Annotated in this window: 22 protein-coding genes and 6 tRNA genes; 14 read left to right on the plus strand and 14 right to left on the minus strand. The window is 73.4% G+C overall.

The features are described 5' to 3' along the window. Nucleotides 1-47: 47 nt before the first annotated feature. Nucleotides 48-422 (minus strand): thiol-disulfide oxidoreductase DCC family protein, encoded by a 375-nt coding sequence (locus tag BIV57_RS17890; RefSeq protein WP_071657850.1) that lies wholly within the window; start codon nucleotides 420-422, stop codon nucleotides 48-50. Further along, entirely contained in the window at nucleotides 419-1,564 is a 1,146-nt protein-coding gene (locus BIV57_RS17895) for a hypothetical protein (RefSeq protein WP_245797785.1), read from the minus strand. Before BIV57_RS17895 ends, BIV57_RS17890 begins: the two co-directional genes overlap by 4 nt. 202 nt (nucleotides 1,565-1,766) lie before the next feature. On the opposite strand from BIV57_RS17895, the gene BIV57_RS17900 reads away from it, so the two are divergent. After that, a complete protein-coding gene (locus BIV57_RS17900) occupies nucleotides 1,767-3,584 on the plus strand; it encodes a hypothetical protein (protein WP_079170440.1) in 1,818 nt (605 codons plus the stop codon). 41 nt (nucleotides 3,585-3,625) lie between these two features. Here BIV57_RS17900 and BIV57_RS17905 read toward each other — a convergent pair whose 3' ends face one another. Further along, entirely contained in the window at nucleotides 3,626-4,183 is a 558-nt protein-coding gene (locus BIV57_RS17905) for an HIT family protein (RefSeq protein WP_071657852.1), read from the minus strand. Between the two features lie 271 nt (nucleotides 4,184-4,454). On the opposite strand from BIV57_RS17905, the gene BIV57_RS17910 reads away from it, so the two are divergent. Beyond that, nucleotides 4,455-5,495 (plus strand): adenosine deaminase, encoded by a 1,041-nt coding sequence (locus BIV57_RS17910; RefSeq protein WP_419185727.1) that lies wholly within the window; start codon nucleotides 4,455-4,457, stop codon nucleotides 5,493-5,495. On the opposite strand, the gene BIV57_RS17915 is transcribed toward BIV57_RS17910, so the two are convergent. From BIV57_RS17915 to BIV57_RS17925, 3 genes are all read right to left on the minus strand, one after another. Further along, nucleotides 5,456-6,580 carry an acyltransferase family protein gene (locus BIV57_RS17915; protein WP_245797786.1) on the minus strand — a complete coding sequence of 375 codons (1,125 nt, stop codon included), beginning with the start codon at nucleotides 6,578-6,580 and terminating at the stop codon, nucleotides 5,456-5,458. The genes BIV57_RS17910 and BIV57_RS17915 overlap by 40 nt on opposite strands. 72 nt (nucleotides 6,581-6,652) lie before the next feature. Then, nucleotides 6,653-7,288 carry a class II aldolase/adducin family protein gene (locus BIV57_RS17920; RefSeq protein ID WP_107409611.1) on the minus strand — a complete coding sequence of 212 codons (636 nt, stop codon included), beginning with the start codon at nucleotides 7,286-7,288 and terminating at the stop codon, nucleotides 6,653-6,655. Continuing rightward, nucleotides 7,285-8,364, minus strand: coding sequence for a 2-hydroxyacid dehydrogenase (locus tag BIV57_RS17925; protein ID WP_071657856.1), 1,080 nt, complete (start codon nucleotides 8,362-8,364; stop codon nucleotides 7,285-7,287). The genes BIV57_RS17920 and BIV57_RS17925 overlap by 4 nt, the downstream gene beginning before the upstream one ends. 102 nt (nucleotides 8,365-8,466) lie before the next feature. Between BIV57_RS17925 and BIV57_RS17930 the strand changes: the two genes are divergently transcribed. The 4 genes from BIV57_RS17930 (at nucleotide 8,467) to BIV57_RS17945 (ending at nucleotide 12,363) form a co-directional block, all read left to right on the plus strand. Beyond that, nucleotides 8,467-9,105 (plus strand): histidine phosphatase family protein, encoded by a 639-nt coding sequence (locus BIV57_RS17930; protein ID WP_071657857.1) that lies wholly within the window; start codon nucleotides 8,467-8,469, stop codon nucleotides 9,103-9,105. Further along, nucleotides 9,102-9,884 (plus strand): DeoR/GlpR family DNA-binding transcription regulator, encoded by a 783-nt coding sequence (locus BIV57_RS17935; RefSeq protein ID WP_071657858.1) that lies wholly within the window; start codon nucleotides 9,102-9,104, stop codon nucleotides 9,882-9,884. Before BIV57_RS17930 ends, BIV57_RS17935 begins: the two co-directional genes overlap by 4 nt. Before the next feature lie 67 nt (nucleotides 9,885-9,951). Beyond that, on the plus strand, nucleotides 9,952-11,469 hold the full coding sequence (locus tag BIV57_RS17940) for an FGGY-family carbohydrate kinase (protein WP_071657859.1): 1,518 nt from the start codon (nucleotides 9,952-9,954) through the stop codon (nucleotides 11,467-11,469). 156 nt (nucleotides 11,470-11,625) lie between these two features. Continuing rightward, on the plus strand, nucleotides 11,626-12,363 hold the full coding sequence (locus tag BIV57_RS17945; protein WP_079170441.1) for a helix-turn-helix domain-containing protein: 738 nt from the start codon (nucleotides 11,626-11,628) through the stop codon (nucleotides 12,361-12,363). Between the two features lie 42 nt (nucleotides 12,364-12,405). On the opposite strand, the gene thrS is transcribed toward BIV57_RS17945, so the two are convergent. From thrS to BIV57_RS17965, 4 genes are all read right to left on the minus strand, one after another. Continuing rightward, the gene (gene thrS, locus BIV57_RS17950; protein WP_071657860.1) at nucleotides 12,406-14,388 is read right to left on the minus strand and encodes a threonine--tRNA ligase; all 1,983 of its coding nucleotides are present in this window, start codon (nucleotides 14,386-14,388) and stop codon (nucleotides 12,406-12,408) included. Nucleotides 14,389-14,561: 173 nt separating this feature from the next. Next, nucleotides 14,562-14,633: transfer RNA gene (locus BIV57_RS17955), tRNA-Val, on the minus strand. Between the two features lie 94 nt (nucleotides 14,634-14,727). Then, complete coding sequence (locus BIV57_RS17960; RefSeq protein WP_071657861.1) at nucleotides 14,728-15,315, minus strand: dihydrofolate reductase family protein; 588 nt, start codon at nucleotides 15,313-15,315, stop codon at nucleotides 14,728-14,730. 192 nt (nucleotides 15,316-15,507) lie between these two features. Then, nucleotides 15,508-15,579 (minus strand) — tRNA-Val (locus tag BIV57_RS17965). A gap of 215 nt (nucleotides 15,580-15,794) precedes the next feature. Between BIV57_RS17965 and BIV57_RS17970 the strand changes: the two genes are divergently transcribed. Beyond that, complete coding sequence (locus tag BIV57_RS17970) at nucleotides 15,795-16,208, plus strand: SsgA family sporulation/cell division regulator (protein WP_071657862.1); 414 nt, start codon at nucleotides 15,795-15,797, stop codon at nucleotides 16,206-16,208. A 237-nt stretch (nucleotides 16,209-16,445) separates the two neighbouring features. Here BIV57_RS17970 and BIV57_RS17975 read toward each other — a convergent pair whose 3' ends face one another. After that, the gene (locus BIV57_RS17975) at nucleotides 16,446-16,985 is read right to left on the minus strand and encodes a hypothetical protein (RefSeq protein ID WP_071657863.1); all 540 of its coding nucleotides are present in this window, start codon (nucleotides 16,983-16,985) and stop codon (nucleotides 16,446-16,448) included. A gap of 217 nt (nucleotides 16,986-17,202) precedes the next feature. Between BIV57_RS17975 and BIV57_RS17980 the strand changes: the two genes are divergently transcribed. After that, nucleotides 17,203-17,706, plus strand: coding sequence for a DsbA family protein (locus BIV57_RS17980; RefSeq protein WP_071657864.1), 504 nt, complete (start codon nucleotides 17,203-17,205; stop codon nucleotides 17,704-17,706). A gap of 126 nt (nucleotides 17,707-17,832) precedes the next feature. Here the strand turns inward: BIV57_RS17980 and BIV57_RS17985 are convergent, their stop codons facing one another. Further along, complete coding sequence (locus BIV57_RS17985; protein WP_071657865.1) at nucleotides 17,833-18,708, minus strand: GNAT family N-acetyltransferase; 876 nt, start codon at nucleotides 18,706-18,708, stop codon at nucleotides 17,833-17,835. Between the two features lie 10 nt (nucleotides 18,709-18,718). Further along, nucleotides 18,719-19,543: an aminotransferase class IV gene (locus BIV57_RS17990; RefSeq protein WP_071657866.1), complete on the minus strand. Its 825-nt coding sequence runs from the start codon at nucleotides 19,541-19,543 to the stop codon at nucleotides 18,719-18,721. 212 nt (nucleotides 19,544-19,755) lie between these two features. On the opposite strand from BIV57_RS17990, the gene BIV57_RS17995 reads away from it, so the two are divergent. The 4 genes from BIV57_RS17995 to BIV57_RS18010 all read left to right on the plus strand — a co-directional run bounded on the left by BIV57_RS17995 (nucleotide 19,756) and on the right by BIV57_RS18010 (nucleotide 20,152). Further along, nucleotides 19,756-19,828, plus strand: a tRNA-Gly gene (locus tag BIV57_RS17995). A 23-nt stretch (nucleotides 19,829-19,851) separates the two neighbouring features. Continuing rightward, nucleotides 19,852-19,922, plus strand: a tRNA-Cys gene (locus BIV57_RS18000). Nucleotides 19,923-19,970: 48 nt separating this feature from the next. Further along, a tRNA-Val gene (locus BIV57_RS18005) sits at nucleotides 19,971-20,045 on the plus strand. Between the two features lie 35 nt (nucleotides 20,046-20,080). Then, nucleotides 20,081-20,152, plus strand: a tRNA-Val gene (locus BIV57_RS18010). Nucleotides 20,153-20,324: 172 nt separating this feature from the next. Here BIV57_RS18010 and BIV57_RS18015 read toward each other — a convergent pair. Continuing rightward, nucleotides 20,325-20,837 (minus strand): DUF4188 domain-containing protein, encoded by a 513-nt coding sequence (locus tag BIV57_RS18015; RefSeq protein ID WP_071657867.1) that lies wholly within the window; start codon nucleotides 20,835-20,837, stop codon nucleotides 20,325-20,327. Between the two features lie 79 nt (nucleotides 20,838-20,916). On the opposite strand from BIV57_RS18015, the gene BIV57_RS18020 reads away from it, so the two are divergent. Beyond that, on the plus strand, nucleotides 20,917-21,594 hold the full coding sequence (locus BIV57_RS18020; RefSeq protein WP_071657868.1) for a MerR family transcriptional regulator: 678 nt from the start codon (nucleotides 20,917-20,919) through the stop codon (nucleotides 21,592-21,594). 322 nt (nucleotides 21,595-21,916) lie between these two features. After that, the coding region (locus BIV57_RS18025; RefSeq protein WP_079170442.1) for a 3'-5' exonuclease at nucleotides 21,917-22,620 on the plus strand (704 nt) is incomplete at its 3' end.

The following is a 22,620-nucleotide window of genomic DNA, read 5'->3' on the forward strand; positions in this document are numbered from 1 at the left end:
GGGGTGCCGGGGCGGAGGGGCGGCGGGCAGGGCACCGCGGCAAGCGGTCAGTCGAGGCGGCAGGCGGGGGTGCCGCCGGGCAGCCGGTAGCGGTGGGCGGCGATCCAGCGGTACACCGCGTCGGCGAGCAGCCGGACCCCAGGCAGCTGCATCACCGCGCCGGCCACCCGCCACGCCCAACCGCCGCCGCAGGCCAGCGTCTTCGCGACGGCGACCGCGCCCCCGTACACCTCGCCGCGCGGCGTCACCAGCACCACCTCGCGCAGCAGCCGCTCCTCCGCGACTCCGTACGTCCCGTCCAGCTGCCACGCCGCGATCCGCACCCGCGGACGCACGAACCGCTCCCCCGCCTCGGCCGCGCGCGTGCAGAACCCGCAGTCCCCGTCGAACAACAGCACCGGCAATGCACCCGCACCACTCACGGCGGCCCCGATCCCTGAAGCATGAACGCCCCGTACACCCCCGATCCCACCACAACCGCGCCGAGCAGCAGCACCGCCCACCGCGTCCGCCACCGCGCCACCCCGAACGCGATCGGCAGCAGCAGCGGGAACGCCGGCATCAGCAGCCGCGGCTTCGAGCCGAAGAACCCCGACGCGCCGAACGTCATCACCGCCAGCACTGCCGCGTACACGATCAGCTCCACCGGCAGCCGGGGCCGCCGCCGCACGCACAGCACCAGCAGCCAGGCCACCACCGCCACCGCCGCGACCAGGCCCACCCCGGCCCAGGCGTTCACCCGCGCGTGCGCCCATGCGAAGCGCGCGAACGACACGCCCGCGTCGAAGCCGTTGCCCCACTCCGCCTGCACGTGGAAGTACCCGAAGACGCTCCCCGTCCGCACCGCCACGAAGACCACGTACGCCGCCGCCCCCAGCGGCGCCAGCACCGCCCCGGCGGCCACCCGCCGGTCGAACCGCCGCGCGACCAGCATCCCCACCCACACCGCGGCCACCAGCGCCGCCGCGGACGGCCGGGTCAGCCCCGCGGCCAGCGTCAGCCACCCCGCCGTCAGCCAGCGCCGCCACAGCGCCGCGTAGAGCGCCCACGCCGCCAGCGCCGTGAAGAGCGTCTCGGTGTAGGCCATCGACTGCACCACCGCGACCGGGTACGCGCCCCACAGCAGCGCGAGCACGATCCCCACCCGCCGGCCGCCCACCGCGCCGCCGACCGCGCAGATCCCCCACGCCGCCGCCACCGACGCCGCCCAGGAGACCGCCAGCCCGGCCGCCGGCACCGTCAGCAGCCCGCCCGACAGCCCGTGCAGCGCCTGCTCCAGCCAGGGGTAGAGCGGGAAGAAGGCCATGGCGGAGAGCGAACGGCCGTCCGGCGGATGGAGGGTGACGCCGTAGCCGTGCGCGACGATCCGCGCGTACCACACCGCGTCCCAGCGGCCCGAGAGCAGATGGAACGCCTGCCCGAACCCGCCCGACACCCACGCCAGCAGCAGCACCCCCAGCGCACGCGCCCCGGCGTACCCGGCGAGCGCGGGCAGCACCGTCCGCCACGCGGCGGGCGGGCCCGGCTCGGCGGGCGGGGAGGTGGTCAGGGCGGTCTCGGGCACCTCCGGATTGTCCGCCACGGCCCTCCGCCCGGCCAAACCGGACCGCGGCAGGACCGCGGCAGGACCGCACCCGCCCCGTTCCCCGACCGCACCCGTCCCGAGATCACCCGAATGTGCGAATGCTGTGCTCCCGTGCGCGGTACCCGCGACCCTTGACGCTCGCTAGGCTGGCCGAAAGCGGCCCGCGGGCCGGCGGCGCGGCATGGGACATCGTCAACTGCCGCTCTCCGGCGGCCAGTCGGGGCGGCGGGACGGGACGTCGGCCGGAAGCGGCCGGAAGGGGCGGGAGCGCAAGATCGTGCAGATCCTTCGAGCGCCTGACATCAACGACATCCATGCGCCGGGCGCGCAGGTGCCGCGGCCCACCACGGGCACCACCGCGCCCACGCGCGTGCTCGCGGCCGCCGCGTACCGCCCCGGCCCCTACGGGCCCTTCGCCGCGCTCCGCGGCAACTCCTGGAAGCCCGGCAAACTCGCCCTCTTCCAGCCCGACTTCGGCGAGGCCTTCACCCGCTCCGTGCTGCGCCGGATGCTGGGCGACGGGCGCGTCCACCGCAAACCGCTGGTCCCCTCCTACGCCACCGACGCCCGGATGGTGACGGAGTACTGCCTGGAGGCCAAGGCCGAGCGCCGCGGCCGCGACCGCCGCCTCACCGGCCTGATGCTGCTCTTCGGGCTCCCGTTCCTGCCCGGCACGCTGATCTGGCTCTTCATCTTCCAGGTGCGGCGGATCGTCGAGCGCTTCGGGCGCAGCCGCGACCGCGCCATCGCCTGGGTGCTCACCGCGATCCTCGCCTTCCTCGGCTTCTACCTGCTGCTCTGGAACCCGCCGTTCCACAACGAGGCGGTGCGCTGGTACTGCCGCTCCCTGATGGTCGGCCCGGTGCTCGGCTGGTGGATCGCGCGCGGCTACTGCATCCGCACCTCCGTCGCCTTCAAGGACAAGTGCCTGGCGCTGATGGCCGGCAAGGCCTCCGGCCCGCGGCTGGAGCTGGCCGTCCCGCAGGGCCCGGGCGACAAGAAGCGCGAGGAGCGCCGCCTCGCCCTCACCAAGATCGTCGAGGAGCAGGAGACCAACCTGCTCTTCTACGCGGGCAAGCGCGGCATCCACGGGCTGGGCCCGCGCTGGGGCATCTGGAACCTCGCCGAGGAGCTCACCCCGCAGCCCGGCGCCGGCATCGAGCCGTTCCGGGCGTGGGATCTGGTGCGCGTCATCCGCGGCCGGCTGGAGCAGCTGCAGCAGCAGCCGCTGAACACCGGCGGGTTCACCAAGCCCAAGGTCGACGACTGGGTGATCAGCGCGATGGGCGCCGGCGGCAAGCGCCTCAAGCCCTGGTACGAGGCGCAGTGGAAGCCGGGCAAGCAGGCGCCGGACGAGCGGATGGACGGCTACCGGGCCCGCCAGTCCGTGGTCTCCGACATCTGCAACCGCACCCACTTCGACGCCGGCCCGCGCCACTACCTGAGCGTCCAGTTCCCCATCTGGGGCGGCCAGTTGCTGCTCACCCTGATGGTGACGGTCACCGTCCTGCACACCACGCTGCGCGTCGAGGTGACGGGCCATGTGCTGGGCCCGATCGACGGCGCGCTCTCGGACGAGCCCGAGCCGGAGCCGTCGGTGCGGGCGGCGAACGGCTGGAGGTTCTGGGAGCAGGAGGACATCGAGCTGCCCTTCCCCAAGGTGGACGCCGACGAGGTGGTCCGGCTCTGCGTGCGGGCGCCGTTCTTCAAGGCGCCGCGGGTGCTGGACTGGCTGGGCGGCAAGGTCGTCTTCGCCGAGCCGTTCGGCCTGCGCACCGCGTGGACGGGCAAGCCGTGGGGCAACCGCTTCATGGCCGACGACGCGGTGCGGGCGGTGGCGCCGGTGGTGCGGGCCGTCCACAACGCGACGCTGCAGTTCCTCGACCAGCGCGGGGTGGACACCAGCCGCTTCGCGACCCGCTCGCTGGGCCTGCAGGCCTCCACACAGACCGTCGCCCCCGCCAAGCCCGACGAGGCCGACGGCCCCGAGCCGCCGTAGGGCGGCCCGGCGGGTGGCCGGCGGGGCTGCCCGGGCCCGGCTCAGACCCAGGCGTCGGCCAGGATCCGCCGGGTGTCGGCGAGCAGCTGCGGCAGCACTTTGGTGTGCCCGACGACCGGCATGAAGTTGGTGTCGCCGCCCCAGCGCGGCACCACATGCTGGTGCAGGTGCGCGGCGATGCCCGCCCCGGCGACGTCCCCCTGGTTCATGCCGATGTTGAACCCCTGCGCCCCGGAGGCCTTGCGCAGCGCGGACATCGCCCGCTTGGTGAAGTCGCCCAGCTCGGCGGTCTCGTCGAGGTCCAGCTCGGTGTAGTCGGCGACGTGCCGGTAGGGCACCACCATCAGGTGCCCGCCGTTGTAGGGGTAGAGGTTGAGCAGCGCGTAGACGGCCTCGCCGCGGGCCACGATCAGCCCGTCCTCGTCGGTCGCGGAGGGGATGCGGCAGAACGGGCAGCCGTCGCCCGAGCCCGTCCCGGTCGGCTTGTTCTCGCCCTGGATATAGGCCATCCGGTGCGGCGTCCACAGCCGCTGGAAGCCGTCGGGCGAGCCCGCGCCGTCCTGGGCGACCGGATGGTTCTGCTGCTCCGCGTCCGTCATGGGGGACAGGATACGGGCCGCCTCCGATTGGCCGGTTAGGGGCGGCGGACCAGCGCGCCACCGGGCCTACGCTGCCCCCAGCGCGTCCCGTGCCGCGCCCCGCACCGCCTCGCTCTTCGCCCCGAGGAGGTCCCATGTCGAAGAAGACCCGCAAGCGCGCCTGGCGGAAGAAGAAGCGGCGCGCCAACCACGGCCACCGGCCCGCCTGATCCGGTCGGGTTGTCGGCGGAGGCGGGACGTCCGGCCCGCGCGCCCCCTTACGATGATCCTCATGTCCTCGTCCATGGATACCTTCATCGCCGGGCTGCCCAAGGCCGAACTGCACGTGCACCACGTCGGTTCGGCCTCGCCGCGGATCGTCGCGGAGCTGGCCGCCCGCCACCCCGATCCGAAGGTGCCGACCGACCCGGAGGCGCTCGCCGAGTTCTTCACCTTCCGGGACTTCCCGCACTTCATCGAGCTCTACCTGGCGACGGTGGAGCTGGTGCGCACGGCCGAGGACGTCCGGCTGCTCACCTTCGAGGTGGCCCGGGACATGGCGCGGCAGAACATCCGCTACGCGGAGCTGACCGTCACCCCCTACTCCTCGGTGCGCCGCGGCATCCCGGACACCGAGTTCCTGGCCGCGATCGAGGACGCCCGCAAGGCGGCCGAGTCCGAGCTGGGCGTGGTGCTGCGCTGGTGCTTCGACATCCCCGGCGAGGCGGGCCTGGAGTCGGCCGAGGAGACCTGCCGGATCGCGGTCGACCTGGGCTGCGAGGGCCTGGTCTCGTTCGGGCTGGGCGGTCCCGAGGCGGGCATCTCGCGGGCGCAGTTCAAGCCCTACTTCGACCGGGCGCGGGCGGCCGGCCTGCACAGCGTCCCGCACGCCGGCGAGGGCGACGGCCCGGCGTCGGTGTGGGCGGCGCTCAACGAGCTGAAGGCGGAGCGGATCGGGCACGGGGTGCGCTCGGTGGAGGACGAGGCGCTGCTGGCGCATCTGGCGGAGCGCCAGATACCGCTGGAGGTCTGCCCGACGTCGAACGTGGCGACGAGGGTGGTGGCCGATCTGGACCGGCACCCGATCCGGCAGCTGCTGGACGCGGGCGTGCTGGTCACCGTCAACAGCGACGACCCGCCGATGTTCGGCACCGACCTCAACCGCGAGTACGCGGTGGCCGCCCGCCTGCTGGACCTGGACGAGGCGGGCCTGGCCGGGCTGGCGAAGAACGCGGTGGACGCCTCGTTCCTGGACGCCCCCGGCAAGGCCCGGCTGCGCGGCGAGATCGACGACTACCTGGCCGAGTGGACGGGCTCCGGCTCGGGCTTCTGAGGCTCCACCGGCCGAGGCTCCGGCACCGGCTCGGCAGGCAGCCGGGCCGGCATCCGGGCCAGGGCGCGTTTCAGCCATGGTCCGAGCGGCTGCTCGACCCAGCGGTGCAGCAGCCAGGCGAGGGCCAGCATGACGGCGACGGTGAGCGGCAGCACGGCGGCGTCCGGCAGCCCGGCCCGCAGCCGCAGCTCGCGGACGGCCACCCAGCCGAGGTGCTCGTGGATCAGGTAGAAGGGGTAGGTGAGGGCGCCGGCGGTGGTGAGCCAGCGCCACTTCGCCCAGTCGAACCACCCCAGGGCGACTCCCGCGACCAGCAGAAACGCCATCAGGTCGGCGATGATGATGCCCAGATGGGTGCGGCCGTTGCCGGTGGAGGACTGCACGTCCTGGTACTGGCCGACGAGGAAGGCCGCCCCGACCAGGCCCCAGGTCTGCGGGGCGCCGCCGAAGCGGTGCACCAGGTGGAGGGCGAGCCCGCCGATGAAGAACGGCGCGTACTGGGGGATCAGCAGCTGGTCGACGAGCGGCTGGCTCTTGAGCCCGCCGGTGAGGACGACGGCGGCGAGCCAGAGCCAGCCGAAGGCCAGCGCCCGGCGGTAGGTGACGCCCCGCCAGACCACGGCGACGGCCCACAGCAGGTAGAACTTGGCCTCGATCCACAGCGTCCAGCAGACGCCGAGCACCCGGTGGGCGCCGAGGCCGGACTGGGACATCGTCAGATTGGCGAGGATGTCCGAGGCGGGCGCGGGCCGCTCCCCGGGGAACCGCACCACCAGGAAGACGGCGGTGACGAGGACGACGGCGACCCAGTAGGCGGGGAAGAGCCGCGAGACGCGGGAGCGGGCGAAGGCGCCGACGGTCCGTCCCCAGCTGCTGAGGCAGATGACGAACCCGCTGATGACGAAGAACAGTTCGACGCCGAGGCACCCGTACACGGCGACGGGACGCAGCGCGGGGAAGAGCGTCCGCGGATCACCGCCCCACGCCGCCGTGACCGGCCCCCCGCGGCCCGCGTAGTGGTACAGGCAGACGGCGAGCGCGGCGACCAGCCGCAGCCCGTCCAAGGCGGTAAGGCGTCGTCCCATGCCGATGACGCTATGGGGGTTTTTGTAACCGGAGTTGCACAGCAGATTAACGGCGGGCCACCGGCCCACCCGTCACCGCTGCCCGTACCCCTTGAACCGCTCCGCCACGAGGCCCAGTTCCTCGTCCGAGATCAGGGACGGCGTCCCCACGGCGCGCGCCGCCAGCCAGACCCGGCACATCCACTCCAGCTGCGTCGTCCGCTCGAACGCCTCCGCCACGCTCGCCCCCGTCACCACCGTCCCGTGGTTGCGCAGCAGGCACCCGTGCCGATCCCGCATCGCCTCGACCATCCCCTCGGCCAACGCGTCCGTCCCGTACGTCGCGTACGGCGCCACCCGCACCACGCCCCCCAGCGCCGCCGTCTGGTAGTGGATCGGCGGCACCTCGTCGACCAGCGTCGACACCGCCGTGGCGTGCACCGCGTGGGTGTGCACCACCGCGCCCGCGCCGAACTCCCGGTACGCCGCCAGATGCATCGGCAGCTCGCTCGTCGGCTTCAGCGCGCCGTCGACGACGCGCCCGTCCGCGGCGTCCACCACCGGGACGTCCTCCGCCGTCATCGCGTCGTACCCGACGCCCGTCGGCGTCACCGCGACCAGCTCGCCGACCCGCGCCGAGACGTTCCCGGAGGTCCCCACCACCAGCCCGTCCGCGGCCATCCGCCGCGCCGTGGCGACGACCTCCTCCCGCGCCTCCCGCAGCATCATGCGGCACCGCCGGCGCCGGTGCCGTCGGCCTTGTTCGCCGGGTGCTTCAGCGCCGCCGCGCCGCCGCGCGCGAACCGCGCCACCTCCGCCGCCGCGATCTGCGCCGCGCGATGCGCGGTCTCCCGCGTCGCCCCGCCCAGATGCGGCGTCGCCACCACGTTCGGCAGCCCGCGCAGCGCCCAGTCGTCCGGCGGCGGTTCGACGTCGTAGACGTCGACCGCCAGCGCGCCGAGCCGCCCGTCGCGCAGCATCGCCGGCAGCGGGCGGTAGTCCAGCAGCCCGCCGCGCGCGGTGTTGACCAGGACCGCGCCGTGCGGCAGCAGGCCGAGCCGGCGCTCGTCCAGCAGCCCGGCGGTCTCCTTCGTCAGCCGCGCGTGCAGGCTCACCACCCGGCTGCGGCGCAGCAGTTCGTCCAGCTCCACCAGACTCGGCGCCGAGGGGCCCTCGGCCCGCATCTCCGCCGCGTCCGCATAGGGGTCGGCGACCAGCACGTTTGCACCGAACGCGGCGAGCACCCGCGCCACCCGCCGGCCGATCGCGCCGTAACCGACCAGGCCGACGGTGGTGCCGTCCAGCTCCAACCCGGCGTTCTCGTAGGCGTAGTGGTCGCCGCGCCAGCGCCCGGCCTTCAGCTCGGCGTCGGTGTGCGCGATCCGCCGCATCGCCGCGAGGATCATGCCGACCGCGAACTCCGCCGCCGCGGCGGCGTTGCGTCCGGGGGCGAAGCTGACGGCGACGCCCGCGCGGGTGGCGGCGTCCAGGTCGACGTTGACGGGCCCGCCGCGGCCGACCGCCACCATCCGCAGCCCGGGGCACGCCGCGAAGACCTTCCCGGTGAACGGAGCCATCTCGGTGACGCATGCCTCGGCGTCGCCGAGCGCGTCGATCACCTGCTGCTCGGTGCCGCTCGCCTCGCGCACGGCGCCGGGCCCCTCGCCCACCGGGCCGAACGGCACCTGCGGCCAGGGCAGTTCGAGGGAGGAGACCTCCACCTCCCCCGGGGCGAAGGCGCTCCGCAGCGCGTCGGCGATCAGTTGGGGCCGGACGAATCGGTCTCCGGCGGCCAGGACATGCATCGGGGGCGGCCTCCTTCACATGGGTCCTGTTAGATTTAACATCGCTGTTCGCCGGGGGCAAGAAGCACCCCCGGGACGCCACGGACCGAGGAGACGCCGCGCATGACCGCCCGACTGCTGCTGACCCGACACGGTGAGACCGTGTGGCACGCGGACAACCGCTACTGCGGCATCAGCGACGTCGCCCTCACCCCGCGCGGCGAGCGCCAGGCCGAGGAGCTGGCCTCCTGGACGGCCGCCCGCCGCCCCCGCCCGGACGCGGTGGCCTGCTCACCGGTGAGCAGGGCGGTGCGCACCGCCGAGCCGGCCGCCGCCGCGCTCGGCCTGAAGCCGGAGATCGTCGAGGGGCTGCGCGAGGTCGACTTCGGCGTCGCCGAGGGCCGCACCCTCGCCGAGGTGGCCGCGCAGGACCCGTCGGTGGTGGAGGCCTTCCGCCGCGACCCGGTGGCCGGCGCCTTCCCCGACATGGAGCCGCCGCGCGGCGCCGCGGCCCGCGCCGCGGCGGCGCTGCGCGAGCTGGCGGGCCGTCACGAGGGCGGCACCGTGCTGGTCGTGGCGCACAACACGCTGCTGCGGATGGCGCTGTGCGAGCTGCTCGGCATCCCGCTCGCCCGCTACCGGGCGGTCTTCCCGCGGCTGGTCAACGCGGCGGTCACGGAGCTGGACCTGGCCGCCGAGCGGGACGGGACTGCCGCCCTGCTGAGCCTGAACGTGCCCACCGGGGGAGGCGAGCGGCGGTGAGCCCGAGCGGAACGCGCGGCGCCCAGGAGGAGCGCCGCCAGACCATCGTCGACCATGTGCTGGCGCACGGCTCCGCCAGCGCCGCCGACCTCGCCGAGCTCACCGGCGTCAGCCTGATGACGGTCCATCGGGACCTGGACGAGCTGGAGCGCCGCGGCGTGGTCCGCAAGTTCCGCGGCGGCGTCTCGGCGCTGCCGTCCACGGTCTTCGAGTCCAACCTGGAGTACCGGCTGGGCCGGCACGGGCCGGAGAAGGAGGCGCTGGCGCGGGCCGCGCTGCCGCTGGTGGAGCCGGGCATGTCGGTGATGCTGGACGACTCCACCACCGTCCTGGCGCTGGCCCGGCTGCTCACCGAGGTGCTGCCGCTGACCGTGGTGACCAACAGCCGCCGGGTGGTGGACGTCTTCGCCGGCGTCGACCAGGCGCGGCTGATCTGCCTCGGCGGGGAGTACTCCCGCACCCACGACTCCTATCTGGGGGTGCCGTGCACGGAGGCCATCGAGGCTCTCTCGGTCGACATGGTGATCGTCTCGACCTCGGCGATGGACGCCGGCATGACCTACCACCAGGAGCAGGACATCGTGCTGGTGAAGCGGGCGATGCTCGCCTCCGGGCAGCGCAAGGTGCTGCTGATGGACCACTCCAAGCTGCCGCGCACCGCGCTGCACCGGCTCGCCCCGGTGCAGGCCTACGACCATCTGGTGATCGACTCCTCGGTGCCGGACGAGATCGCCGCGGACCTGCGGGAGCGCACCGAGGTCCGGGTCGCCCGGACCTGACGCCCCCTCATTTTCACACCGTGCTCACATCTTGCATGTGAAATTAACACGTACGATGATGCCCTCCATGCGCCCCACGACCACGCCCTCGGAACCCGACCGCACCGCGGACGGCTCCGCTTCCCCGCCCGCGCCGTCCTCCGGCGTGGTCGTCGGCATCGATGTCGCGACCGCCAACGTGCGCGTCCTCTGCGTCGACCCGGCCGACGGCCGGGTGGCCGCCACCGGCGGCGCCCCGCTGCCGCCCCCCGAGCGCGGCCCCGGCGGCCGCGCCGAGCAGGACGCCCGCGCCTGGTGGCCGGCGGTCGCCGCCGCGCTGCGCAAGGCCACCTCCCAGCTGCCCCGCGGCGGGCGGGAGGTGCTCGGCCTCGCCGTCTCCGCCACCTCCGGCACCATCGTGCTGGCCGACGGCGCCGGCGAGCCGCTCGGCCCCGCGCTGATGTACGACGACCGGCGGGCCGCCGACCGCAACGCCCTCGCCCAGCAGGCCGCCGCGCCGCGCTGGGCCGAGCTCGGCATCTCCGTCGGCCCCACCGCCGCCCTCGGCCGGATCGCCGAGCTGGCCGCCGCGACGCCCTCCGGCGCCCCCGGCGCCCGCCGCCTGCTGCACACCCCCGACCTGCTCGGACTCCACCTCACCGGCCACCCCGTGCCGGTCGACTGGAGCCACACCCTCAAGTCCGGCTACGACCCGCTGCGCGGCGAATGGGCCGCCGAGGCCCTCGACGCGCTCGGCATCCCCGCCCACTGGCTGCCCGAGGTGCTGCCGCCCGCCTCCCTCGCCGGCCGGGTCTGCGCCGGGGCCGCCGCCGAGACGGGCCTGCCCGCCGGCGCCCCCGTCCGCCTCGGGATGACCGACGGCTGCTGCGGCCAACTGGCCACCGGCGCCGTCTCCCCCGGCCAGTTCGTCGGCATCCTCGGCACCACCTACGTCCTCAAGGGCGTCACCGAACAGCTCGTCAAGGACCCCTCCGGCGCGCTCTACTCGCACCGCCACCCGGACGGCTGGTGGCTGCCCGGCGGCGCCTCCAACACCGGCGGCGAGGCGCTCGCCGACACCCCCGCGGAGAAGCTCGCCGCCCTCGACGAGGCCGCCGCCCGCCTCGGCCCGGCGCCGTTCGCCGCCTACCCGCTGCGCAGGGAGGGCGAGCGCTTCCCGTTCGTCAGCGGCGCGGCCCGCGGCTTCTCCCTCGGACGCGGCGACGACGAGGCCGTCCGGCACCGCGCCGCGCTGGAGGGCGTCGCCTTCCTGGAGCGCCTCGCGCTGGAGCGGGTCCGCGCCCTCGGCGTCACCGTCGAGGCACCCCTGTCGACCGCCGGCGGGGGCAGCCGCAGCGGGCTGTGGAACCGCATCCGGGCCACCGCGCTCGGCATCCCGCTGCGGGTCGTCGACCGCGCCGAGACCGCGGCCGGCGCCGCCCTGCTCGCGGCCGTCGGCGGGCCGCACCCCGATCTCGCCTCGGCCGCGGCGGCGATGGTCGGCCCCGGCCGCCTGGTCCACCCCGACCCGGCCGAGCGGGACGCCCTGGACGCCTCCTACGCCGCCCTCACCGCGGCGCTGCGGGAGCGCGGCTGGCTCTCCTGACCGCGCCCGCCCGGGGGCCGATCAGGGTCGTCGGGGGCTTGTCGGGGGCTTGTCGGGAGCTGATCAACACTCAGTTCCCCCTTGTGACCCTACTGTGATGATCCAAGGTGGGCCGCGGGTTACCCCGGCCCCGGACCACTCACTATCCTCGTCCGGGTGTCCACGCCCCCTCCCCCGTCCGACCCCCGCGCGCACCACCTGCCGCCGTTCTCCCCCACCGCGGCCCGCGCCCTCCGCCTCCAGCTGGGCATGACGCCCGAGCAGGTCGCGTACGGCATGTCCGCGTTCGGCGTGCTGCTGCCGCCGGCCGCGATCGCCGCGTTCGAGTCCGGTGTCACCACCCCGGACGAGACCGAGCTGTTCGCCCTCGCCGGGGCGCTCTGGTGCGACCGGTCCGACCTGCTCGGCCGCGTCCAGGCACTGCGCGGCCACCGCGAGGCCGCCGGCGTCTCGCTGGAGGAGGCGGCGTCCGCGCTCGGCGTCCCGCTCGCCGACTACCGGCGGATGGAGGACGAGGACGCGATCCGCGCCGAGCCGCGCCGGGTGGCCCTCTACGCCCAGGCGCTGCGGCTGCCGGTGCGCCGCGCGGTCGAGCTCTCCGGCGCGGAGCACGCCCTCAAGGACGCCCTCACCAGCGCCGTCCAGGGCTGGTGGAAGGGGTATGTGAAGACGGTGACCAACTTGGTGCCGCTCCCCAAGGCCACCGTCCAGGACGCGCTGCGCCGCCTGCACACCACGTACCAGGGGATGTCGGTGGGCACCACCAACTGGTCGACGATCTTCGCCGGCGAGTCCGAGGACGACACGCCGCCCGCCGAGGCGAAGTCCCGCGCCTGGCTCGCCGACATCCTGGAGCACTTCTGGGAGACGGTCGACGCCCTCCCGCCCCGGTAGCCGTCCGGGGCGAAAGGGCGTGTTCTGCGGCGTAAGGCCCGGTCAGACCTGGACGCGCCGCTCCACCGCGTCGGCGATCTCGGCGATCGCCTCGTCCTTCGGGACGCCGTTCTTCTGCGACCCGTCGCGGTAGCGGAAGCTCACCGAGCCGCCGTCCCGGTCGTCGTCGCCGACGATCAGCATGAACGGCACCTTCGCCTTCTGCGCATTGCGGATCTTCTTCTGCATGCGGTCCGGCGACGCGTCGACCTCGGCCCGCACCCCCCGCTTGCGCAGCTCCGCCGCGACCTCCTGCAGGTAGGGCACGTGCTCGTCGGCCACCGGGATGCCGGTGACCGCCACCGGTGCCAGCCACGGCGGCATCGCGCCCGCGTAGTGCTCCAGCAGCACCGCGAAGAACCGCTCGATCGAGCCGAAGAGCGCACGGTGGATCATCACCGGCCGCTCCCGCCCGCCGTCCGGCGAGGCGTACTCCAGGTTGAACCGCTCCGGGAGGTTGAAGTCCACCTGGATCGTCGACATCTGCCAGGTGCGGCCGATCGCGTCCCGCGCCTGCACGGAGATCTTCGGGCCGTAGAAGGCCGCGCCCTCCGGGTCGTCCACCAGCTCCAGGTTCTGCTTCTGGGCGGCCTGCCGCAGCGTCTCGGTGGCCTCCTCCCAGACCTCGTCCGAGCCGATCGACTTCTTCGGGTCCCGCGTCGACAGCTCCAGGTAGAAGTCGTCGAGGCCGTAGTCGCGCAGCAGCTCCAGGACGAAGGTGAGCAGATTGTCCAGCTCGCCCGCCATCTGGTCCTTGGTGCAGTAGATGTGCGCGTCGTCCTGGGTGAAGCCGCGGGCCCGGGTCAGGCCGTGCACCACGCCGGACTTCTCGTACCGGTAGACCGTGCCGAACTCGAAGAGCCGCAGCGGCAGCTCGCGGTAGGACCGCCCGCGGGCCCGGAAGATCAGGTTGTGCATCGGGCAGTTCATGGGCTTCAGGTAGTAGTCCTGGCCCTCGTCGAGCTGCATGGGCGGGTACATGCCGTCGGCATACCAGTCGAGGTGCCCGGAGGTCTCGAAGAGCTTCGACTTGGTCGCGTGCGGGGTGTAGACGAACTCGTAGCCGGCCTCCTCGTGGCGCCGGCGGGAGTAGTCCTCCATGGCGCGGCGCATCACGCCGCCGCGCGGGTGGAAGACGGCCAGGCCGGACCCGATCTCCTCCGGGATCGAGAAGAGGTCCAGCTCGGCGCCGAGCTTGCGGTGGTCGCGCTTCTCGGCCTCCTCCAGGAACGCCAGGTGCTCCTTGAGCTCGTCCTTGGACGGCCAGGCGGTGCCGTAGATCCGCTGCAGCTGCGGGTTCTTCTCGCTGCCGCGCCAGTACGCGGCGGCGCTGCGCATCAGCTTGAACGCCGGGATGAGGCGGGTGGTCGGCAGGTGCGGGCCGCGGCACAGGTCCTTCCAGCACAGCTCGCCCGACTTGGCGTCCAGGTTGTCGTAGATCGTCAGCTGGCCGGCCCCGACCTCGGCCGACGCGCCCTCCGCGGCGTCCCCGGCGGAGCCCTTGAGCCCGATCAGCTCCAGCTTGTACGGCTCGGACGCCAGCTCCTCGCGCGCCTCGTCGTCGCTGACCGCGCGCCGCGAGAAGCGCTGCCCGCGCTTGACGATCTCCTGCATCTTCTTCTCGATGCGCTTGAGGTCGTCCGGCTGGAACGGGGTCTCGACGTCGAAGTCGTAGTAGAAGCCGTCCTTGATGGGCGGCCCGATGCCGAGCTTGGCCTCGGGGAAGACGTCCTGCACGGCCTGCGCCATGACGTGCGCGGTGGAGTGCCGCAGGATGTTCAGCCCGTCCTCGGAGGCGAGCTCGACCGGCTCCACCTCGTCGCCGTCGGCGAGCGGGTACGCCAGGTCCTTCAGCTCCCCGCCGACCCGCGCGGCGATGATCGAGCGCTCGCCGTCGAAGAGCTCGGCGGCCGTGGTGCCCGTCGTCACCGTGCGCTCTTCCCGCTCGTCGGGCTGGCACTTACGGAACACACGGACTTCCGACACCGGTCTCTCCTGATCGGTTGCTGGGATCGGGGACCGGACCGGCCCCCGGTGCGACGGCCCCACGGGGCACCAAGATGCTACCGAGCACCGCGGCCCACCCGGAAACCACCCGCGGAACGCCTACAGGCCGACCCCTGCGACGAGGGACCGGCCTGCCGAACGCTGTCACGGAGTGGGCGATACTGGGATCGAACCAGTGACCTCTTCGGTGTGAACGAAGCGCTCTCCCGCTGAGCTAATCGCCCGCGACGGGAAGAACTATACAGGACGCGAGGTCGGCTCTTGACCCACCTGACGCACCGTCCATGACAGTCCGTCAGCCGGTTCCCCCGCCGTCCGTCAGCCGGCTACCCCGCTCTTCAGGGGCCCGGCCGCCCGATAGGTGCTGAGCACGATCCCGGACGGCAGCGCCCGGTTCCCGGCGAGCTCGAAGGCGCATGCCGGGGTGCCGTCCGCGAAGAACCGCTTCCCCGTCCCCAGCAGCACCGGGTAGACGATGAACAGCACCTCGTCGGCGAGCCCGTGCGCGAGCAGCACCGAGGTCAGCGTGGAGCTGCCGGAGACCAGCAGGCCCGGCCCGTCCTCCGCCTTGACGCGGCGCACGCCCTCGACGACGTCCGGCCCCAGCGCCTCGAAGGGGCCCCACTCCAGGCTCTCCGGGCGGTGGGTCGCGACGTACTTGGTCGCCGCGTTGAGCCGGTCCGCCATCGGGTCGCTCGGCGCCTTCGGCCAGTACCCCGACCAGAGGTCGTAGGTGTGCCGGCCGAGCAGCAGGTCGAAGCGCTCGCCGTGCGCGGCGAGGACGGCCTCGCGGCCCTCGGGCGAGCGGTAGGCGGCGGTCCAGTCGCGGTAGGGGAATCCGCCGTCGTCGGAGTGCTGGATCACGCCGTCCAGCGAGATGTGCTCGATGATCCTGAGGTTCCTCATCCGCGTCTCCGTGCTCGTGCTCCGGGGGGCGCCCGATGGGCCCCGACACCCGTGCAGACGGACCGGCCCGCCGAAACTCATCGCTTCGCGGATGGCCCGGTCGCCCGCGATGGCCGCCGGCCGAATCGCCTGGGAACGCGCAGAGGCCCCGTCGCGATCCAAGTGGATCTACGATGGGGCCTCTGACCTGGGTGGGCGATACTGGGATCGAACCAGTGACCTCTTCGGTGTGAACGAAGCGCTCTCCCGCTGAGCTAATCGCCCGGGTGCGGTCAAGACCATACCCCACGACGCCCCCAGCATCGAAACGCGTTTCCCGCACGCCGCATGGGCCGGTTGACGTACAGGGCTGATCCGGACGAGCTACGCACTTCCGGCATTTCCGCATACTCGGGTTTACGTCCGCTTCATAGGTGGGATGTTGCGTTCGCCGACGTGCGAATCCCCGAGCGCACACTGAGCGAAAGGCCCTGGCGCTTATGAACACCACGGTCAGCTGTGAGCTGCACCTGCGCCTCATCGTCTCCAGCGAGTCCTCGCTCCCCGTCCCGGCGGGGCTGAAGTACCACACGAACGACCCCTACGCGGTGCACGCCACCTTCCACACCGGTGCCGACGAAACCGTCGAGTGGGTCTTCGCCCGCGAGCTGCTCGCCACCGGACTGCACCGCCCGACCGGCACCGGCGACGTCCGCGTCTGGCCGTCCCGGAGCCATGGTCAGGGGGTGGTCTGCATCGCCCTCAGCTCCCCCGAGGGCGAGGCGCTGCTGGAGGCGCCCGCGCGCACCCTGGAGAACTTCCTGAAGCGGACGGACGCTGCCGTGCCGCCCGGGACCGAACACCGCCACTTCGACCTCGACGCCGAGCTGTCCCACATCCTCGCCGAGAGCTGAGCCCCGCCGGTCGTTCCGCTCGGGGGCACGGCCGGCGCTGCACCGCGCGCAGCCCGACAGGCTGAACGCGTGTGCGCCACAACGACGGCGCCCCGGTGGGAGCCATCCGATCAACCGGATGCTCCCACCGGGGCGCCGTCGTCTGCGGGTGCCGCGGTGCGGCCGCGCGGTGCGGCCGTCCGTCGCGGCCGTCCGTTGCGGTGTGCGGCTGTCCGTCGCGGTGTGCGGCCGTCCCCCTCAGATGCCGCGCTTCTTGAGGATCGCCTCGATCTCGGAGAAGTCCGAGAGGTCGTCGTCCGACGAGGCCGACTTCTTGCCGCTCCGCGCCGCCGGCTGCGGGGCGCTGCGGTCGCCCTCCAGCGCGCCGGCCGGCTTGGACGCGCCCGGCGCCGCCGGGCCCGCCGCCGTCGCGGCGACGCCGGAACGACCGCCGGCCTTCGCCTCCTTCTCGCGGGCCTTGCGCTCCCGGCGCTTCTTGCGCCCGAACCCCAGGCCCTTGCCGCCGGCCAGCCGCGCCACGATGAAGAGCACCACGGCCACCGCCAGCACCGCGAAGCCCGACCACACCGTCGGCTTCATGACCAGGCCGGACGCCCAGTCGCCGATGGCCACGCCGATCTTGCGCAGCATGGTGAGCAGGCCCGTCATCTGGAACCCGATGGGCAGCAGGGACCACGCGGCGATGAAGGTGGCCCGGCGGAAGCGCCGCCGGAACGCGGTGAGCAGGGCGATCGCCAGACCGGCGGCGGAGAGCGCCGAACAGATCACGAGTGTCATGGCCTACCCCCTCCGCTGCTCCGAGCGCCTCGGTCCATACCGGACATCAGATCCTCCCAGCCCCGTCCAATCCGGTCTTCCCTCCATCGTGCCCCTTGGGAGGGACGGATGCCACGGCCCGCGCCGAGGGTTCCGGGACCGCTGGGGGAAGGTGGGGGTCGCCTCGGGGATACCCCTGACGGCAGCGCGGCACCGGGGTCCCTGCCAGACTGGCCCCATGAGCGACCCCCGCCTCGTCCACCTCGACTACTGGTGCGAACTCCAGTGCCCCGACTGCCGGGAAGCGCTGGACGACATCCGCGCGCTGCGCGACCGCTACGGAGACGCCCTCGTCATCGACCTGCGGCACTTCCCGCTGGAGCGGCACAAGCACGCCTTCATCGCCGCTCAGGCCGCCGAGGAGGCGTGGGCCCAGGGCATGCTGTGGCCGTACGTCGAGGGGGTGCTGGAGCGCACCTCGGAGCTGGGCGAGCGCGGCGAGCCGGTGCTGCTGGAGGTCGCGGAGGAACTCGGCCTGGACGTGGAGGAGATGGAGACGGCCCTCATCGACGGCCGCCACATCCTCGCCGTCGACGCCGACCACGCGGAGGGCCAGGCGATCGGCGTCACCGGCACGCCCACCTACGTCCTGGACGGCGTCCGGATGGACGGCGGCCAGAGCCAGGAGGGCCTGCGGCTGCGGCTGGAGGAGCTGCTCGACGCCAAGCTGGCCGGCGCCTGACGCTTCGGCGTTGTGACGTCGAGACGTTGAGGCGTTGAGGCGTTGTGCCGCTCTGACGCTCGACCCGTGGCCCGTTCGTGGCGGGCGCCGCGTTGACGGCCCGGGTCGACGTCCTCACAGGTGCGCTCAGAGCCGCTTGGCGTACCAGCGCCGGGTCGTCCGGTAGCCCAGGGACGTGTAGAGCCCCAGCGCCGCCGCATTGCCCTCGTGGACGTTGAGGCCGAGCTCGTCCACGCCCGCCGCTCGGCACTCGCGCTCGGCGAGCAGCATCGCCGCGCGGCCGTGCCCCTGTCCGCGGTGGGCCTCGTCCGCCTCCACCGCGTAGACCCAGCCGCGGCGGCCCGTACTGCCCTCGCTTCGGCGGAAGCCCAGCCAGAGGGAGGCGACGTCGGCGCCGTCCGCGTCCACCAGGGTGCGCAGCACCGCGTCCCGGGTGGCGGCCCCGTCCGGCAGCAGCACCCGCAGCGCCTCCTCCCCCGCCGCGCGGGCCGCCTCGGGGTCGGGCGCGCCGGCGCCGCTCGCGGCGGAGAGGCGGGCGAAGGAGGCGAAGGCGCGGGCCGCCCAGGCGGGGAACTCCTCCTCGGTGACCGGCCGGGCCGTCCGCCCGCCGCCGAGCTCCGGCAGATCGGCCTCGGCGGGGACGGCCTTGGCCATCCAGCGGGTGTCGGGGACGTAGCCGAGCGAGGCGGCCATGGCGAGGGCGGCGGTGCCGTCCGGCTCCGGCGGGATCCCCGCGATCACCCGGGAGACGCCGCGCGCCCGCAGCACCTCCTCGGCGGCGAGGACGCCCACCGTGCCGCGCCCGCGCCGCCGTCCGTTCTCCTCGACGGCCAGCTCGGAGAGCTCACCGGTGCGGCCCGTGGGGCCGTCCGGCCCGACGGTGATCCGGATGCCGCCCGCGGGACGGGAGTTGACGCATATCTCGTAGCGGCGGGTGCGGGTGCCGGGCGGGGCACCGGGCACGTCCTCCTCGGGCCCCGCGGGACGCAGCGTGGTGGTCACACTCCGGACTCTAACGAGGGTCGAAGTCCGCGGCGGCGCGCTCGTCGAAGATCTGCATGGCCTTGCGGGTGATCGGGCCCGGCGCGGTGGGCAGCTCGCGGTCGTCGACGCGGTGCACGCCCTGGACGTCGCGGGTGGTGCCGGTCAGGAAGACCTCGTCGGCCTCCTGGAGGACGGACTGCGGCAGTTCCGCCTCCTCGGCGCCGGCCCACTCGGCGACCAGCGCGCGGGTGACGCCGGCGAGGCAGCCGGAGGAGAGCGGCGGGGTGAGCAGCCGCCCGCCGACCACGACGAAGACATTGGAGCCGGTGCCCTCGCAGAGGTGGCCCTTGGTGTTGGGGAGCAGCGCCTCGGAGGCACCGTTGGCCTTGGCGCGGGCGAGGGCGACGACGTTCTCGCCGTAGGAGGTGGTCTTGAGGCCGGAGAGGGCGCCGGTCTCGTTGCGCGTCCAGGGGACGGTGACGACGGCGGTGGTGTCGGGGCGGGGCGCGGCCTCGCCGATGGCGACGATCAGGGAGGGAGTGTCGTTGCCGCGCTCCGAGCCGAGCGGGGAGATGCCGCCGGTGAAGGTGATGCGGAGCCGGCCCAGCGGCATGGGGTTGGCCTCGAGGACGGCGGCGCAGGCGCGGCGGACCTCGTCCAGGTCGGGCTCCGGGAGGCCGAGCCCGGCGGCGGAGCGGGCGAGGCGGTTGAGGTGGCGGGTGAGGGCGAAGGGCCGGCCGTCGACGGCCTTGACCGTCTCGAAGACCCCGTCACCGACGGTGATGCCGTGGTCGAGCGCGTTGAGGGCGGCGTCGCCCTCGGACGCCAGCTTGCCGTTGACCCAGATCTGCATGCCGGTCCCCTTTGCTGCTGCTGCGTACCGCGTGGTGTGTCGGAGGCGACGCTACCCCTGCCGCGGTCGTCCGCGCGGGTGGGGCGGGGGACGTTCAGGCATATGGAATTTGAGCTGGCCACAGAATCCGCTACAGTTCATGACGTCGCCGGGACGAACCGCCGCAAGGCCGGGACGGTCCGGGGACAGCGAGCAGCGCGAGAGCGCGGCATGCGGACGTGGCTCAGTTGGTAGAGCATCACCTTGCCAAGGTGAGGGTCGCGGGTTCGAATCCCGTCGTCCGCTCGAAGAGGGCTCCGGCCCTCAGTGGTGGAGTGGCCGAGAGGCGAGGCAACGGCCTGCAAAGCCGTCTACACGGGTTCAAATCCCGTCTCCACCTCGGCGGGGGATCTTGGATCCGGGCACGGATCACGGGGTTCCCCATCCCGGACGATTAGCTCAGCGGGAGAGCGCTTCCCTGACACGGAAGAGGTCACTGGTTCAATCCCAGTATCGTCCACCAGGCCCGACGCGGGCTTGAGACAACTGAATCACCGCGGACGATTAGCTCAGCGGGAGAGCGCTTCCCTGACACGGAAGAGGTCACTGGTTCAATCCCAGTATCGTCCACAGCTGGTTGAGGGCCTGGATCATCCCGATGATCCGGGCCCTTCGCCATTCCACCGCCGCACACGGCCCGCTGCGGCATTCCAGACCGGCGGGCATTTGCATCACGGTGCGTCAGAACGTCAAGTTCCCGACCAGGAACGCCGGTTCAGCCGCGTTCCCCGCACGGGTACGCTCAGGACACTCCGCTCGGGGTGGAGCGGTGCGCCAGCCGCTGCTTGGCGCGGCGGCCTCGGGCTTCGATGGGGAGGACGCCGTGGGCGGCGGCGAGGCCGAAGGGGGGCATGTCGGCGTAGATGTTCTCGTAGGAGCCCTCGGGGGCGATGTAGGTCTCGTGCCAGAGGCCGACGTGGCCGCGGACGCGGCCCGCGCGCTCCAGGCGGGTGATCTTCGTCCAGGCCGTGTGGTGGAACGCGCTCGGCGAGTGCGCGTAGGCGTAGAGCTTCTCCTTCGACTCCCAGTACTGGACGACGTAGTACGTCCGCGGCGAGGCGGTGAGCAGGACGTGGCTGAGCAGGCCGGCGTCCTTGTCGCGCTTGAGCTCGCGCAGCATCCGGAGCATGGCGAGCATGACCGGCAGCCACTGCCGTACGGCTCGGAAGTGGTTGATGCGCATGCCTATGAGGAGGACCACGGCGTCCCCCTCGACGGCTGCGGTGGTGCGGCGCGGTGTCGCTGCGGCGCGCATGGAGTCTCCCGTTGGATAGCATCGGTGTCCAACTGACGTAGAGTTGGATACTGCCGCTGTCCAAGTGGGGGCGCAAGAGATGCGACTGGCCGAGTTGGGCGAACGCAGCGGCGTGCCCATCGCGACGATCAAGTACTACCTGCGGGAAGGGCTCTTGGCGCCCGGCGAACGGATCGGCCCGCGCACCTCGGAGTACGGCGAGGAGCACCTGCGCAGGCTTCGGCTGGTGCGGGCCCTGATCCATGTCGGCGGGCTGCCGGTGGCCAAGGTCCGGGAGGTGCTCGGGTTCGTCGACGACGAGTCGCTGGGCCGCACCATCCGGCTCGGCGCCGCCCTGTGGGCGCTGCCGCAGGAGCCGCACCCCGACGGCGCGAGCGAGGGCGACGCCTCCCAGGACGCCGAGGCGGACGACGCGCACGAGGCGGCGCTCGGCGAGGTCGACCGCCTCACCGCGTCCCTGGGGTGGGAGGCCGTGCGGCAGCTGGCGCCGATCTCCCCTTCGCACGCCTCCCTGGTGGCGGCGATGGCCGCGCTGCGCCGGATCGGCTACCCCTGGCGGTCCGAACTCCTCGCCCCGCACGCCGAGTTGATGCACCAGGTCGCGGTCCTGGAGTTCGACTTCATGGAGACCTTCGACTCCGCGACCGAGCAGGTCGAGGCCGCGGTGGCGGCCGCGCTGCTGTTCGAGCCGATGCTCCGGGCGCTGCACCGCCTCGCCCAGGAGGAGGAGTCGGTGCGCCGGTACGGGATGAGCTGACGCCCCCGGCCGAAGCAGCCGACGGCCTGCGCCGCGGACCGCCCGGCGGAGGTCGGCGCCGCGTCGTACGGGCGCCTCCAGGGTGCGGCAGCCGGAGCGCCGTCCGGGCCGAGCACGCCTCCAACTCGGGGCCGTACACGCTCAAGGCGACGGTCGACTGGAAGATCTCCTGGTCCGGCTCGGACGGCACCAAGGACAAGCCGCTGCCCGACGGCACCTTCGGCACCACCAAGATCGTCCCCGTTCAGGAGGTGCAGACGGTCGTCACCACGGGGTGAGGTGCCGTCGGCTCGTTGTCGGTGGCGGCTGAGATCTTGTCGGCATGGCTGAGGACCGGGTGGTACCGGAGGGCGGGCCCGACCTCGGGGCGGCGCTCGCCGGGACCACGTTCGTGGTGGTGGACTTCGAGGCGCTGACGCCGGCCGGGCGGCCGGCCGAGCCGACGGAGGTGGCGGCGCTGGCACTGGTGGTGCGGGACGGGCGGTGGGCGGCGGACGGGCGGTTCGCGTCGCTGATCCGGCCGCCGGAGGACGTCCCGGTCACCCGGTGGGACCTGGCGTCCGGGATGGTCGAGGCGGAGCTGCGCGCGGCGCCGCCGGTGGCGGAGGTGCTGGGGCGGCTGGACGGGCTGCTCGCCGCGCCGCCGTACCGGCTGGTGGCCCAGCACGCGCCCACCGAGGCGGGGTTGATCGCCCGTCAGCGCGCACACTGCCCGGTGCTGGCGGCGACGCCGCTGCTGGACACCGTCCGGATGGCGCGGCGGGTGCTGCCCGAACTGCGCTCCCACAGCCTGGATGTGCTGCTGCGGCACTACCGCATCCCGCGGCCGCCGGACCGGCACCGGGCGGCGCCGGATGTGGAGGTCACCGCGGAGGTCTTCCGCCGGCTGCTGGCCGAGGGCGCGGCGGCGGGGTGCTGGCGCTCGCTCGGCGACCTGGACGCGGCGGTCGGGATGCGTCCGAAGGCTGCTCAGGAAGCTGCTCAGGAGGCGGCGCAGAAAGCGGCGCAGGAAGCGGCGCAGGAAGC

The organism is Mangrovactinospora gilvigrisea (assembly GCF_001879105.1).
GTDB lineage: Bacteria > Actinomycetota > Actinomycetes > Streptomycetales > Streptomycetaceae > Mangrovactinospora > Mangrovactinospora gilvigrisea.

Coding starts and splice junctions, on each gene's coding strand:
- BIV57_RS17900 (WP_079170440.1), top strand. CDS start 1,767: ATGGGACATCGTCAACTGCCGCTCTCCGGCGGCCAGTCGGGGCGGCGG.
- BIV57_RS17905 (WP_071657852.1), bottom strand. CDS start 4,183: ATGACGGACGCGGAGCAGCAGAACCATCCGGTCGCCCAGGACGGCGCG.
- BIV57_RS17910 (WP_419185727.1), top strand. CDS start 4,455: ATGTCCTCGTCCATGGATACCTTCATCGCCGGGCTGCCCAAGGCCGAA.
- BIV57_RS17915 (WP_245797786.1), bottom strand. CDS start 6,580: ATGGGACGACGCCTTACCGCCTTGGACGGGCTGCGGCTGGTCGCCGCG.
- BIV57_RS17920 (WP_107409611.1), bottom strand. CDS start 7,288: ATGATGCTGCGGGAGGCGCGGGAGGAGGTCGTCGCCACGGCGCGGCGG.
- BIV57_RS17925 (WP_071657856.1), bottom strand. CDS start 8,364: ATGCATGTCCTGGCCGCCGGAGACCGATTCGTCCGGCCCCAACTGATC.
- BIV57_RS17930 (WP_071657857.1), top strand. CDS start 8,467: ATGACCGCCCGACTGCTGCTGACCCGACACGGTGAGACCGTGTGGCAC.
- BIV57_RS17940 (WP_071657859.1), top strand. CDS start 9,952: ATGCGCCCCACGACCACGCCCTCGGAACCCGACCGCACCGCGGACGGC.
- BIV57_RS17960 (WP_071657861.1), bottom strand. CDS start 15,315: ATGAGGAACCTCAGGATCATCGAGCACATCTCGCTGGACGGCGTGATC.
- BIV57_RS17970 (WP_071657862.1), top strand. CDS start 15,795: ATGAACACCACGGTCAGCTGTGAGCTGCACCTGCGCCTCATCGTCTCC.
- BIV57_RS17975 (WP_071657863.1), bottom strand. CDS start 16,985: ATGACACTCGTGATCTGTTCGGCGCTCTCCGCCGCCGGTCTGGCGATC.
- BIV57_RS17980 (WP_071657864.1), top strand. CDS start 17,203: ATGAGCGACCCCCGCCTCGTCCACCTCGACTACTGGTGCGAACTCCAG.
- BIV57_RS17990 (WP_071657866.1), bottom strand. CDS start 19,543: ATGCAGATCTGGGTCAACGGCAAGCTGGCGTCCGAGGGCGACGCCGCC.
- BIV57_RS18015 (WP_071657867.1), bottom strand. CDS start 20,837: ATGCGCGCCGCAGCGACACCGCGCCGCACCACCGCAGCCGTCGAGGGG.
- BIV57_RS18020 (WP_071657868.1), top strand. CDS start 20,917: ATGCGACTGGCCGAGTTGGGCGAACGCAGCGGCGTGCCCATCGCGACG.